Here is a 13,630-nt window from a genome sequence, read left to right on the forward strand (position 1 = left end):
ATCACTGAGGCGCTGACCTGCGACAACGCCGAGGCGGGTACGAAGCCGCCGTTCGGGTGAGCGTCGCGCAGGGGCGTTGACACCTCTACCGCCATGCCTCACTCTTCTCGTCATCGGTCGACTGTTAACAGTCAACTGTTGGGGATCAGCCGCAGTCGCGCCTTCTTCCCCCGTCCGAGTCCTCCTGATCACCGGAGATCATCATGACCGAACAACAGCCTCCACTGAGGGACCCGCATCTCGCGGAAGTGGCCCAGTGGCACCCCATCGAGGGCACGCCGATGAAGAAGCGGGTCGCGGCCGGCTCCTCGATCGGGGCAATGATCGAGACCTACGACTTCATCGGCTTCGGCATCGCCGCGGCGCTGTACTTCAACACGGTCTTCTTCCCGGCGAACGACCCGCTGTCGGGGACGCTGCTGTCGTTCGCGACCCTGGGCATCGGGTTCGCGGTGCGCCCGCTCGGCGGGATCATCGGCGGCATCCTCGGCGACAAGATCGGCCGCAAGCCCGTGCTCGTCGGCTCGCTGCTCCTGATGGGCGCGGCGACGGTGCTGATCGGCGCGTTGCCCACCTACCAGCAGGTCGGCGTGTGGGCCGGGATCCTGCTGGTGATCGTCCGCGTCATCCAGGGCCTCGCCTTCGGCGCCGAGTGGGGCGGGGCGATCCTGATGACCTTCGAACACGCCCCCTGGCGCAAGAAGGGCCTCTACACCGGGGTCACGCAGGCCGGGTTCCCGGTCGGGCTGCTGCTGGCCAACTTCGCGTTCCTGATCAGCGTCCCGCTCGGTGAGCAGTGGGCCTGGCGCGTGCCGTTCCTGCTGTCCGCGGTGCTGATCATCGTCGGCATCTTCATCCGGCTCAAGGTCGAGGAGTCCCCGGAGTTCGAGGAGCTCAAGGAAGAGGGCGACCTGTCGAAGAACCCGCTCAAGGAGGTTCTGCGCGACGACTGGAAGAACATCCTGCGTGCGTTCTGCCTGCGGATCGCCGAGACCGCCGGCTACGCGGTGTCGGTCACCTTCATGTTGTCCTACATCAACGAGGAGAAGCTGGCCGGGCGGTCGACCACGCTGACCGCCACGATGATCGCCGCCGCGATCGGCATCTTCGCCACCACCTTCTTCGGCGCCTGGACCGACAAGATCGGCCGTCGCCCCGTGTACATCCTGGGCACCGTGATCATGATCGCCTGGGGCATCCCGATGTTCCTGGTGGTCAACACCGGATCCGCGGTCCTGATCATCGTCGCGTTCGTCATCAGCTACTCGGTCTGCCAGAACTCGCTGGCCGGGGTGCAGGGCGCCTGGTTCTGCGAGCTGTTCAACGCCAACACCCGCACCACCGGCGCCTCGCTGGCCTACCAGATGTCCGCGGTCGTCTCCGGGTTCACCCCGCTGATCGCGACCGCGCTCTACATCAGCACCGGCTGGATCGGCCCGGCCGTCCTGTTCAGCTTCTACGGGCTGCTCGGCCTGGTCGCCGCACTGGTGACCCGGGAGACCTGGGGTCGCGCCGAGCGCGACGAGGTCGCCGCCCTCGAGCGCGCTCTCAAGGCCGACGGCGTCGAGCCGGCCCGCCGCACGACCGATTCGACCAGCGGGAGCTGACATGACCACGACCACTTCCCAGGAGACCACCGTGACCACCGCCGTGACCGACCGGGCGCAGCGGATCGAGAAGCTCCGCGCCGCGGCCTACCGGATCCGGTTGAACGCGCTGAACATGGGCGAGGTGCAGGGCCAGGGCTACATCGGCCAGGCACTGGGCGTCGCCGACGTCCTCGCCGTCGCCTACACCGACCAGCTCAACCACCGCCCGGAGGACCCGCACTGGGACGGCCGCGACCGGTTCCTGCTCTCGATCGGGCACTACGCGATCGCCCTGTACGCCGCGCTGGCCGAGGCCGGGATCATCCCGGTCGAGGAGCTGGAGACCTACGGGTCCGACGAGTCGCGGCTGCCGATGTCGGGCATGGCGTCCTACACCCCGGGCATGGAGATCTCCGGCGGCTCGCTGGGCCACGGCCTGACCGTCGCCACCGGGATGGCGCTCGGGCTGCGCCACCTGGGCAACCCCGCCCGTGTCTACAACCTGCTCTCCGACGGCGAGCTCGACGAGGGCTCGACGTGGGAGGCGGCCATGCAGATCGCCCACCACGGCCTCGACAACGTCACCGCGATCGTCGACGTCAACGCCCTGCAGGCCGACGGGCCCACCGAAGGCATCCTGCGCACCGAGCCGGTCACAGACAAGTGGCGGGCCTTCGGCTGGCACGCGATCCGCGTGGACGGCAACGACATCGAAGCCCTCGTCGACGCCTTCGACGAGGCCCGCGCCCACAAGGGCGCACCCTCGGTGATCATCTGCGACACCCGCATCGGCCGCGGGGTGCCGCTGCTGGAGACCAGGGAGAAGGCGCACTTCATGCGGGTCGGCGCCGAGGAGTGGCAGACCACCCGCGACCAGCTCGCCGAGGGATTCAACGCCGCAGGCTCCGCCACCGACACCGAGGGATCCGACCGATGACCACCACCAGCGCCGCTCCGCAGAAGAAGCGGCTGACCACGTCGGCGATGATCGCCTCCTTCGCCGACCCCGGCCAGAAGACCGCGAGCGCCCCGTTCGGGCACGCTCTCGCCAAGCTGGCCCAGGAGCGACCGGAGATCGTCGGGCTCTCTGCGGACCTGGCCAAGTACACCGACATGCACATCTTCCGCGACGCCCACCCGGAGCGGTTCTTCCAGATGGGCATGGCCGAGCAGGCGATGTTCGGCGCCGCAGCCGGCCTCGCCGAGGTCGGGCTCGTGCCCTTCGCGTCCACCTACTCGGTGTTCGCGACCCGCCGCGCCTACGACTTCCTCTGCCTGGACATCGCCGAGCCCAACCTCAACGTCAACATCGTCGGGGCGCTGCCCGGCCTGACCACCGGCTACGGACCCAGCCACCAGGCCACCGAAGACCTCGCGATCCTGCGCGGCTGCCCCAACCTGACCATCGTCGACCCCTGCGACTCGGTCGACATCAGCCAAGCCGTGCCGCAGCTGGCCGACCACAACGGGCCGACCTACCTGCGACTGCTCCGCGGGCAGGTGCCCACGGTGCTCGACGAGTACGGCTACCGTTTCCAGCTCGGCAAGGCCGCCGAGCTGCGCACCGGCCGCGACGTCGTGTTCATCTCCACCGGCCTGATGACGATGCGGGCCCTGCAGGCCGCCGCCCGCCTCGAGGCCGACCACGTCGACGTCGCCGTGCTGCACGTGCCCACGATCAAGCCGCTGGACCGCGAGGCGATCCTGCGCGTGGCCCGCACGGACCGGCTCGTCGTCACCCTGGAGAACCACACCGTCATCGGCGGGCTCTCCGAAGCCGTCGCGTCGACCATCGCCTACGCCGGAGTCGGTTCCCGGGTGGTCCCGATCGCGCTGCCCGACGAGTTCCTCGCCGCCGGCGCCCTGCCCACCCTGCACGACCGCTACGGGTTGTCGACCGACGCGATCGTCAGCAAGGTCAAGGCCGAGCTCGGCGGACTCACCGCCTCGGTCGATCCCGCTCCGCCCACCGTCTGACCGGCCACCGATCAGAGCCGATCGAAGGAGTCGACAATGCACCCCCAGGACGCAGCCGTGCCGGTCCGGTCGATCGACGGCCGGCTCGGCTGCTCCACCATCTCGTTCCGGGCGTGGGACCTGCCCGGAGCGCTAGCCGAGATCTCCGCGCTCGGATTCGGGGAGACCGACCTCGGGTCGCTGCCGGGCACCTGCCAGCACGTTCCCACACCGCTGCCGCCCGAGCTGGTCGACGTGCTCGCCGGGCAGATCCGCGACAGCGGCGTGGCCGTGCGGCTGATCAACGCCGACGTCGCCGACATGGACGACCCGGAGCTCGACGAACCGGAGCTGCGTCGCCGGCTCGGGACCCTCGTGGAGCTGGCACACGCGGTGGGCACGTCGACGATCATGCTGCCCAGCGGTCGGAAGGGCACGACCCCGCGCACCGAGCTGCGCCAAGACATCGCCACAGTGGCCCGCACGGTCAGCACCGCGGCCGGGATCGTCGGCGAGGCGGGCCTGTCGCTGCTGGTGGAGGCTCCGTACTCGAACCGGTTGTGCCGTGATCTCGACCGGGCCGAGATGCTCTACGAGGCCCTCGATCGCGTCGCCGGAGCGGCGCCGGTCGGGGCGGTGCTGGACCTCAGTCACGTCGTCGCCGTGGGCGACGACGAGGTCGACGCAGTCCGCCGGCTCGGCGACCGCATCCGTCACGTGCACCTGCGCGATGCGCTACCCGGCCAGATCAACATCAGCATCGGTCGCGGAAAGGTCGACTTCCCGGCGGCCGTCGATGCGCTGACCGCCGCCGGCTACACCGGCCACTACAGCCTCGAGCTGGAAACCCGCGACATCGACGACGCCGACCGCCCGGCTGAGGCCGGCCGGGCCGGCCGCTACATCACCGCGCTGCTTCAGGCCGCCTGACAGCCCGATCCTGCTCGACCACACCCCTTTCTGGAGGAGACCCATGTCCGTCTCGGACAAGACCGCCGTCGTCACCGGCGCCGGATCGAAGCGCGGCATCGGCCGCGCCACCGCCCACGCCCTCGCCGCCGCCGGCTGGAACATCGCCGTCCTGGACCTCGACGAGGCGGGCGCCAAGGACGTCGCCACCGAGATCGCCGAGCAGCACGGCGTCCAGGCCGTCGGTGTCGGCTGCGACGTCACCGACGCCGCGTCGGTCGAGGCCGCGCTCGCCGTCGTCGAGGGCGCCGTCCCGCCGGTCGGCGCGGTGGTCAACAACGCCGGAATCACCTCGCCGACGCCGTTCCTGGAGGTCACCTCCGAGGAGTGGGAGCGCATCTTCGCGGTCAACGTCCGCGGCTCCTACAACGTCACCCGCCGCCTCGCGCCGGGCCTGGTCGAGCGCGGCTTCGGCCGGATCGTGTTCCTGTCGTCGGTCTCGGCCGAGCGCGGTGGCGGCGTGTTCGGCGGCGTCGCCTACTCGGCGGCGAAGGCCGGCCAGCTCGGGTTCGCCCGCGCACTGGCCCGCGAGCTGGGCCCGAACGGCGTGACGGTCAACTCCGTCGCACCCGGGCTGATCGACACCGACATCACCGCAGGCAAGCTCGTCGGCGAGAAGGAGAAGCAGGTCCTCGCGGGGGTTCCGGTGGGCCGCAAGGGTCGGGCGGCGGACGTCGCCGACCTGATCACCTACCTGTGCCGGGAGGAGTCGGGCTACATCACCGGCGCCACCTACGACGTCAACGGCGGAGCGCACATCCACTGATGCAGAAGCCGGCGCGGCCGACATCCCGTTCGTGGGATGCCGGCCGCGTTCGTGCGCTCGGAGCAATCACTCCGTCACGACCGGATGAACGCGAGCAGGTCGGCGTTGATGGTGTCGGCCTGCGTCGTCGGCATGCCGTGCGGGAAGCCCGCGTACGTCTTGAGGGTCCCGTTCTGGACGAGCTTCGCGGACAGCGGCCCGGAGTCGGCGTAGGGCACGATCTGGTCGTCGTCGCCGTGCATCACCAGGACGGGCACGGTGATCTTCTTGAGGTCCTCGGTGAAGTCGGTCTGCGAGAAGGCGACGATGCCGTCGTAGTGGGCCTTCGCGCCGCCCATCATCCCCTGGCGCCACCAGTTCTCGATGATCGCTTCCGACGGCTCGACACCCGGCCGGTTGAACCCGTAGAACGGCCCCGACGCCAGCGCCCGGTAGAACTCCGAACGGTTCGCGGCCAGCTGGGCCTGCAGGCCGTCGAACACGCTCTTCGGCAGCCCACCGGGGTTGGACTCGGTCTGCACCATCAGCGGCGGCACCGCGCTGATCAGCACGGCCTTCGCCACGCGGGCCTCACCGTGGCGGCCGATGTAGTGCGCCACCTCGCCGCCGCCGGTCGAGTGGCCGACGTGTACCGCGTCGTGGAGGTCCAGGTGCGCGGTCAGCGCGGCCAGGTCGTCGGCGTAGTGATCCATGTCGTGACCGTCGCCGGTCTGGGTCGAACGGCCGTGCCCCCGCCGGTCGTGGGCGACGACCCGGTACCCGTGCTGCAGGAAGAACAGCATCTGCGTGTCCCAGTCGTCGGCGGACAGCGGCCCAGCCGTGGCTGAACACGATCGGCTGACCCGAACCCCAGTCCTTGTAGAAGATCTCCGTGCCGTCGGTGGTCGACACCATGTCGATCAGCAGGTCGGGCCCGTGCCGTTCGCCTGACGACCGCTACGGGGAGCGACGCGCATCGCCACCGAGACCGTGTCGCCCTCGTCGACCCGTTCCGCCTTGCGCACCGCATCTTTGACGGGCAGGACGTAACCGCCGTCCTTGGGCAGCAGCGAGGTCTCCCACTCCGTGCGCCCGATGCGGGCACGCACCGGGACCGCCCCCCAGCCGTACGACGTCCCGGCGGCCTCGGCGCGGACATGGGCGCAGCCGTCCTCGGGGACGGTCAACCAGTAGAACGGAGCCGGCCCCCGCCATTCCCACAACTCGGCGCTGAACTCCAGGTCCACGAGATCACGCTATCGCCCGGCCGCGTTCGCGCACGTCAGTAGGACGCGACGTAGCCGCCGTCGCAACGGACCTGCTCGCCGGTCAGGTAGGAGGCGGGGCCGCTGCACAGGAAGGCTGCGACAGCGCCGAACTCCGCGGGGTCCCCGTAGCGCCCGACGGGGATCGACCGCTGCGACTCGTCGCGGACCTCCTCGAGCGACATGCCCTCCCGTTCCGCTCGCCCGCCGTCGATGGCGGTGGAGCGGTCGGTGTCGAACCGGCCGGGGAGCAGCATGTTGACGGTCACCCCGTCGGCCGCGACCTCGCTCGCGAGGGTCTTGAGGTAGCCGGCGAGGCCCGCGCGCCCGATGTTGGACAGCACAAGGCCGGGCAGCGGGGCCTGAACCCCGCTCGACCCGATGGCGAGGATCCGGCCCCACCCCCGGCTCCGCATTCCCGGCAGGACGGCCGCGACCAGCTCGACCTGCCGCAGTAGCAGGGTCTCCACCGCCGCGCGGACGGCGTCCGTGCTCAGGCCGACGGCGCCACCCGGCGGGGGTCCGCCGGAGTTGAGCACGACGATGTCGAGCGGCCCGACCGCGGCCTCCGCATCGGCGACCAACCCGTCGACCCCGTCGCGGGTCAGGTCGACCGCGAGCCCGGCCGCCCCGGGCAGATCTGCCGCCAGCTCTCGGGCCCGCTCACCCCGCCGCCCGCACAACACGACCCGGGCATCCTCGTGCGCGAGCGCGGTCGCCACCGCGAGCCCCAGCCCGCCGGTGGAGCCCAGAACCAGCGCACGCCGTCCGGTCAGTCGGAGATCCATCAGCCCAGCGTCCCTTCATCGACGTCCGCCGCCAAGACGTACTGGACGACTTCTGCCGATTCAAGAAGAAGGAGGAATTCTCAGTGCACCGCAAGCGCAGTTTGCTTCTCGCCGAGCATATTCCGGCTGCTCAGCGGCATGGAGCGGGCGACGGGAATCGAACCCGCGTAGCCAGTTTGGAAGGCCGCCAACACTCGCCTCTACGTCCTCTACGAGCGTCGACCTGCTCGCGGCCTGGGATCGCGGCAACCAGGAACGCGAGATGGAGAAGCGGACGTGCTCGCTTCGCTTCTCGCCCTGTCGGTCAAGGACTCCGAGGAGATACTTGCCGCCGCCCAGCCGGACGCAGTTGACGCTGACACGCTCGGGGAGAGTGTGGCGTCGTTGAGTGTCGCCTACTCGTATGAGGATCTGCCCCGTTCGGTCCGTGCCAGTAGCCTTCACCGTTGAACGGTCGACGAATCAGGAAGACCATGAAGCTGCGCGCCCACTGGAAGGCCTATCTCGTCGGTGCGGTGGTGCTGGTCGCCGTGCTGGCGATCGGCGGCCCCTTCGTCTACGCCCGCTGGATCGCCCCGGAGGCGGCGGCACCGCTGTCGGTGGGCCCGCCCCCGACCGGGGTGTCGACTGCCGCGCCGGTCGACGACCTGGCGAACGCCTTCACCGTCGGGCCGGGCTCGGAGGCCGGGTACCGGGTCGGCGAGCTGCTGAGCGGGCAGCGGGTCGACGCCGTCGGCCGCACGCCGGACGTGACCGGCTCGGTCCAGCTCGCGGACACCCGGGTCACGGCCGGGGAGATCACCGTCGACATTCGCACCGTGACCAGCGACCAGAGCCGCCGGGACGACTACTTCACCGCGAACATCATGGAGACCACCCGGTACCCGAACGCGGTGTTCACCCTTACGCGGCCCGTCGACCTGGGCGCGGAGTTCGTGCGCGGCGCCCCGGTCACGGTGGACGCGACGGGCACGCTCACGGTGAAGGACGTGACCCGGGAGGTCACCTTCCCTCTCACCGCCTTACGGGACGGCGACACCATCGACGTCAGCGGCGCGGTCCCGGTGACGTTCACCGACTTCGGGATCGAGCCGCCGAACTTCGGCAACGTCGTGCGGGTGGACCCGACGGGCGAGATCGAGTTCCTGCTGATGCTGAGCCCTACAAGCTGAGCGCCGTCCGCAGCCCGGCGATCCCCCGGCGTACACGCCGTCGGCGAACGTGGTGTTCAGCTCCGCCTCACGGTCGCCGTCGGCGCCCTACTCCGCCCACCACACCAAGCACCTGCGCGGAGATTCTTGTCAGCGAGAATGTGCCCAAGAGCCGGCTCGATGGTTCGGCGCGCGTAGCCGCGGTAGCCCCACGTTCCCAGGACCGTCCTCGCCGCCGCCGTTGTCCCCCCGTCCTCGGTGCGGGCAACCAGCCCGCCGTCGCCAAGCTGAAGACCGCTGCCGACTACCGCGGCGTCGGGGCCGCACCGAACGCCGACATGAACCGGTCACGGAACGCATCCATCGGCCAGACCGGGGTCTGGGGGCCGGGCTTGAGGCCCTCGGCCCATCGCCAGTCCGCGATCCGGTCCAGCACCGCACGGTCGCGGGTGACGATCGTGATCGGTACGTCGTGGCTCGGGTTCTCCCCGGTGATGATCGACGCCGGCTGGTGGTCGCCGAGGAACACCATGACGAGCCGGTCGTCCCCGTAGCGCTCGACGTAGGAGAGCACCGTCTCCAGCGAGTACACGGTGGAGTCGCGGTAGGCCTGACGCATCCGGTCGTCGTTCTTCCAGATCTTCTCGGGCGGCTCGCCGCCCTCGACCTGCGCGCGGAAGATCGAGCCGTCGCCGATGGCGTCCCAGTCGACGAGCTTCGGGTACGGCCACCACGGCACGTGGCTCGAGGTCAGCTCGAGCTGCGCCATCAGCGGGCCGCGGTCGGTGCGCCCGTGCTCCCGGTGCTGGAACTGGGCCAGCGCGTACTGGTCGGGCATCGGCGACCAGGCGAAGTCGAGGCCCTGGTAGCCCAGGCCCGGCCCGTCGTGCACGCGGTCGAAGCCGAAGTAGGCGGCCTCGGGCCATGCCCGGTCCGTGCCCGGCATGACGTTCGCGGTCTCCCAGCCGGAGCTCTGGAACGCCTTGGACAGCGTGAGGCGGTCACTGGACACCAGGCTGCGGTAGCGCTGCTGGTTGTCGATCCGCAGGCCGGACACCAGCGTCGCGTGGGCCAGCCAGCTGCTGCCCCCGGAGACCGGGGAGGTGAGCCAGCCGCTGCGCGCCGCGTACCCGCCCGCGGCCAGACGCGCCATGCCGGCCTGCAGCGTGGCGTCGACCTGCGGGGCGTAGCGCGGGTCCTCCACGGCGTTGCGGCCGTAGCTCTCGATGAACGTCAGCAGGACGTCCTTGCCGCGCAGCCCCGCCAGCATCTCCTCCTGCGCAGCGACGGCGGCGGGGGCCAGCGAGTCGCTCGCCGCTTGCGCGGCGAACTCGCGCTCGTCGCGCAGGCTCACGGGGACCTGCTTCGCCTTCTCGTACACCAGCGCCGCCGCGCTGCGGGAGGCCACCGGGACCGGCTCGACGATCTGCAGGCTCAGCGCGAACGCGGCGAGCCAGACGACGGACAGCACGGCGGCCGCGCGGGTCGCGCCGCTGCGGTACCGACCGACGACCCGGCTCAGCCGTCGTGCGGCCAGCGCCATGAGCGCGACGGCGAGGACGGCCAGCAGCACGGCGGCGACCGTGGCGCCGATCGCCCCGGTCGGGCCGAAGGAGCCGTGGAGGAACTCCCGGGCGTTGTCGAGCAGCACCCAGTCGAGGACCGGGTCGAACGGTCGCCCGAGCACGGACAGGAAGCCCACGTCGAGCGCCTTGAGGATCAGCACCACGCCGAGCACGGCGCCGCAGGCGCCGGCGACCCAGGACCGCAGGCGCCGGGGCAGCGCGAGCACGAGGACGACGCCGACGATCGCCTCGACCGGGATGCGTAGCAGGGCCCACGGTGTGATCATCGCGAGCTCGCGAGGGATGACGAGCGCGACGAACACGACCAGCGCGGCCAGGACGGTGAGCACGCGGCCCCCGACGCGACGGAGGGTCGCGACGCGCAGCACATGCAGGCGCTTGAGGAGCCGCGTCCCGCGGTTCCTCGGTGCGTCCGGTGGAGCCGGGGGCTCCTCGATGTGGACGGCGGTCATCGGGCCGGCTCGGACCGCGGTGCGGGCAGGGGGCCGGACAACGCGACCGGTGCGACGGCGCCGTCGTCGGCGCGCACACCGCGTGCCCGCCACAGCCAAGCCACGCCGTGCCCGAACGACCAGCTCACCGCGCCCAGCGTGGCGAGCACCAGCACCACCGCCAGGGTGTGCGGCAGCAGCCCGGCCGCGACGACGACGAGGTTGACTCCCGCGGATGCCGCCACGACCTTCGCCGAGTACCGCGTCGGCAGGGCTCCGCGCAGCCACGGCCGCATCCAGCTCGCGGCGACGTACACGTAGCGCATGGCGCCGATCGCCAGCGCCCACGGAGTCACCGACGCGGTCACGTGGATGCTCAGCACGAGCACCAGGAACGAGTCGACCTCCATGTCGAACCGGGCCCCGAGCGCCGACACCGTCTTGGTTCGCCGGGCCACCTGGCCATCCACGCCGTCGAGGGCCAACGCCACCGCGGCGAGCACGACCAGGGTGACCACTGGTGTGACGCCGCCGGCGATCCCCTGGGCGACGAGCGCGGCCACCCCGCCGACGAGCACCGACCGCGCCAGCGTGATCAGGTCCGCAGGACCCAGGGTCGTCGACCCGGCCCGGCGGGCGGCGCCGGCGAGCAGGATCCACAGCGCCGCCATGTAGGCGGTCCCCACCAGCCATCCCAAGGGGCCGAGGCCAGCGGTGGCGCCCAGCGAGGCGAGCACGGTGAGCTGCGCGGCGGCGCCCAGGGCCAGCTGCCGGTCGACCCGGTGGCGAAGCGGCGGCGTCGGGATCATGAATACCCTTCGTCCAACGGGATGCGATGGGATGGGGGTTAAGGTCAGCGCGGACGATGAGATGCGGCACAGCGTCAGGGCCTACTGAATGGATCGTCCCGGAGCGGGGGTCATTCAGCGAGTCGACATCGACCCGCCGGGACCCGACGACGCGATCGTCCGCACGCTCTACTCCGCACGGCGGTGGCCGGAACCACGTAGCGGGTCTGGTGCGGGAACAGGCAGAACACCGGCCGCCCACGCAGCGCCTCCGAGCCGTGCTCCACGAGACCCACGTTGAGGTAGCCGTACTTGACCGGTCCGGCAAATTTGCCGTCGTGGAAAGGCGCTCGCATCCGCGCGTACTGGCTCGCCGGTGTAGCTCCATGGAAGACCAGGCTCTCGGTCCCACGGCCTCAGATTCGACGCGTGCGGTAGCTGGAGCAGCTGTCGGGACCGTCCTGGCAGCCTGATCATCTGGCTCAAGTCATGATCCAGGAGACAGGGTCTAGCGGTGGGGTGGTCACGCCCTGCTCGCGCTGGTCGCCGCCCTCGCTGGGGCCGTGCTCGGCGGACTGGCCGGGATGCGGTTCCACCGCAAGGTCGACCGTGTGGATGGCGAGGACCGAACCTAGCCCGTGCCCGAACGTATTCCGGCCGGCCGGGGCCGCACTACGGTTCCCCGGTGCTCCCGCAGGCGCTGGTCGACTGGTCGCAGCTGTCAGCGCGGTCCTGAGCCTGGTCGCACTCGTCGTGGCGCTCGCCGCGATTGTCAAGTCCAACCGAGACATCGTCCGCGAGCGGCGGACCACCCACGAGCTCGACGTCCTGCGCGGCATCGCCGAGTCGCTCAAGTTACGAGCGCCGCCGGGCCGGGGCCACGCGCAGCGCCGCCATGTCGTTCAGCGAAAGATAACCACGCCACGATTTGGTGTCATGACTAGTGGTCACCTTTGACTCTGACCACAGCATCTTACGTACTTGCGGGACAAAACCGCAGGTCAACGGCCTGAGCGGGCGACGGGAATCGAACCCGCGTAGCCAGTTTGGAAGGCCGCCAACACCTGTCACTGTGGCCTCTACCTGCGACAGCAGTACCGGCGTCGACGTCACCAGCCGCCTCCGGCCGCTCCGGCCGACTCTATTTCGTGTCACAAGTCGTGTCACGACTCCGCCAAGCGCTGGCCGAGCTCGAGGCCTTCCCTGTCGGGGCCCTCCCCCACCGAGACACCCCGTGTCCAAGCCCTCCCTCCTTGGTCAAGGCGGCGCCCTCCGGGCGCCGCGCGGCCCTGCGCCTGATGCAGTCGCAAGCGCCCACGCGGGGCGTGCGGCCTGCCGTCCGGTCCCTGCGCGGCGCGCGGCTTGCAAGATCTGCCGCCCCTACTGCGCATCCTTGTTCTTGCCAGGATCAACTTTTCTAGCCATTGCTCCGAACGCGGGTGCAACGGCAATTGCGAGAGCAACAAGACTAGCAAGTTCCACAAACTTCGTACGACTCTCGGCGTTAATCTCAGCCGCTATAGCCCATGAAATCACGAGCACTTCGAGGACCAGTAGCGGCCCGCCGTATAGCAAGACTCCAGTAAGGACTCCGCGAAACCACTGAGTCAGATCGACGTCTTCACCGTCGGACGCCTCGACAAGCTCAGCCTCTCGCAGCAGCTCCTCAGGCTCGATGCGGTCAATTAAGTCGAGAACGTCCGAGGGGAGCACGACGTCGTCGACGAGCTTGTCGGATGTCGGCATCTGCAGCGTGGAGAGCTGCGTCGAGTGGCCGCGGAGCTGTCCGGCGAACTCGGTAAAGTTCGAGGTCTGTGTCTCTTGAAGCTCTGTGACCAGCCTGGCGAACGGCGCCGTATCCATCTCATGGAGCTGCTTAGCCAACTCGGCGAGCGGCGCCGTCTGCATATCCTGAAGCTGCTTAGCCAACCCGGCAAACGGCGCCGCCTGCATTCCATTCAGCTGCTTAGCCAATCCGGTGAGCGGCCCCGTCTGCATATCCTGAAGCTGCTTAGCCAACCCGGCGAACGGCGCCGAATCCATTTCACGGAGCTGCTTGGCTACCCCAACCGCCAGCGCCGTCTCCGTCTCCCGGAGCTGCTTAGCCAACCCGGCGAACGGCGCCGAATCCATTTCACGGAGCTGCTTGGCTACCCCAACCGCCAGCGCCGTCTCCGTCTCCCGGAGCTGCTTAGCCAACCCCGCGAACGGCGCCGTCTGCATCTCCTGGAGCTGCTTGGCTAACCCGGAAAACGGCGACCGTCGGGCCACGATCTTCCGCCGGGTGGAGTCCTCGTCCTTGGTCACCCGTTCATGATGCCAACACGCCCTCGCCGGGCGGGCAGGTCTCCGTGATGGCCGG

11 protein-coding genes and 2 pseudogenes are annotated in these 13,630 nt (G+C 70.0%); 6 read left to right on the plus strand and 7 right to left on the minus strand.

Annotated features, from left to right (window positions below):
- The first annotated feature begins 203 nt into the window (after window positions 1–203).
- From RM445_RS18955 to RM445_RS18975, 5 genes are read left to right on the plus strand one after another with little or no spacing between them, the layout of a single operon-like run.
- Entirely contained in the window at window positions 204–1,607 is a 1,404-nt protein-coding gene (locus RM445_RS18955; protein ID WP_311558004.1) for an MFS transporter, read from the plus strand.
- Window position 1,608: 1 nt separating this feature from the next.
- A complete protein-coding gene (locus RM445_RS18960; RefSeq protein ID WP_311558005.1) occupies window positions 1,609–2,526 on the plus strand; it encodes a transketolase in 918 nt (305 codons plus the stop codon).
- Entirely contained in the window at window positions 2,523–3,566 is a 1,044-nt protein-coding gene (locus RM445_RS18965; protein WP_311558006.1) for a transketolase family protein, read from the plus strand. Before RM445_RS18960 ends, RM445_RS18965 begins: the two co-directional genes overlap by 4 nt.
- A gap of 36 nt (window positions 3,567–3,602) precedes the next feature.
- The gene (locus RM445_RS18970; protein WP_311558007.1) at window positions 3,603–4,475 is read left to right on the plus strand and encodes a sugar phosphate isomerase/epimerase family protein; all 873 of its coding nucleotides are present in this window, start codon (window positions 3,603–3,605) and stop codon (window positions 4,473–4,475) included.
- A gap of 43 nt (window positions 4,476–4,518) precedes the next feature.
- Window positions 4,519–5,280: an SDR family NAD(P)-dependent oxidoreductase gene (locus RM445_RS18975; RefSeq protein WP_311558008.1), complete on the plus strand. Its 762-nt coding sequence runs from the start codon at window positions 4,519–4,521 to the stop codon at window positions 5,278–5,280.
- Window positions 5,281–5,354: 74 nt separating this feature from the next.
- Here RM445_RS18975 and RM445_RS18980 read toward each other — a convergent pair.
- From RM445_RS18980 to RM445_RS18990, 3 genes and pseudogenes are all read right to left on the minus strand, one after another.
- A pseudogene (locus RM445_RS18980) lies at window positions 5,355–6,174 on the minus strand (alpha/beta fold hydrolase).
- A gap of 5 nt (window positions 6,175–6,179) precedes the next feature.
- Window positions 6,180–6,506, minus strand: a complete 327-nt coding sequence (locus RM445_RS18985) for a DUF1905 domain-containing protein (RefSeq protein WP_311558009.1) — start codon at window positions 6,504–6,506, stop codon at window positions 6,180–6,182.
- 35 nt (window positions 6,507–6,541) lie between these two features.
- Entirely contained in the window at window positions 6,542–7,312 is a 771-nt protein-coding gene (locus RM445_RS18990) for an SDR family oxidoreductase (RefSeq protein WP_311558010.1), read from the minus strand.
- 473 nt (window positions 7,313–7,785) lie between these two features.
- Between RM445_RS18990 and RM445_RS18995 the strand changes: the two genes are divergently transcribed.
- Window positions 7,786–8,484: a YceI family protein gene (locus RM445_RS18995; RefSeq protein ID WP_311558011.1), complete on the plus strand. Its 699-nt coding sequence runs from the start codon at window positions 7,786–7,788 to the stop codon at window positions 8,482–8,484.
- Window positions 8,485–8,767: 283 nt separating this feature from the next.
- Here RM445_RS18995 and RM445_RS19000 read toward each other — a convergent pair whose 3' ends face one another.
- From RM445_RS19000 to RM445_RS19015, 4 genes and pseudogenes are all read right to left on the minus strand, one after another.
- On the minus strand, window positions 8,768–10,501 hold the full coding sequence (locus RM445_RS19000) for an alkaline phosphatase family protein (RefSeq protein WP_311558012.1): 1,734 nt from the start codon (window positions 10,499–10,501) through the stop codon (window positions 8,768–8,770).
- The gene (locus RM445_RS19005; protein ID WP_311558013.1) at window positions 10,498–11,289 is read right to left on the minus strand and encodes a CDP-alcohol phosphatidyltransferase family protein; all 792 of its coding nucleotides are present in this window, start codon (window positions 11,287–11,289) and stop codon (window positions 10,498–10,500) included. Before RM445_RS19005 ends, RM445_RS19000 begins: the two co-directional genes overlap by 4 nt.
- A gap of 116 nt (window positions 11,290–11,405) precedes the next feature.
- Window positions 11,406–11,681 (minus strand): annotated as a pseudogene (locus RM445_RS19010) (dehydrogenase); the annotation flags it as partial.
- A gap of 967 nt (window positions 11,682–12,648) precedes the next feature.
- Window positions 12,649–13,575: a hypothetical protein gene (locus RM445_RS19015; RefSeq protein WP_311558014.1), complete on the minus strand. Its 927-nt coding sequence runs from the start codon at window positions 13,573–13,575 to the stop codon at window positions 12,649–12,651.
- Window positions 13,576–13,630 lie beyond the last annotated feature (55 nt).

This window comes from Pseudonocardia charpentierae (assembly GCF_031845345.1).
GTDB lineage: Bacteria > Actinomycetota > Actinomycetes > Mycobacteriales > Pseudonocardiaceae > Pseudonocardia > Pseudonocardia charpentierae.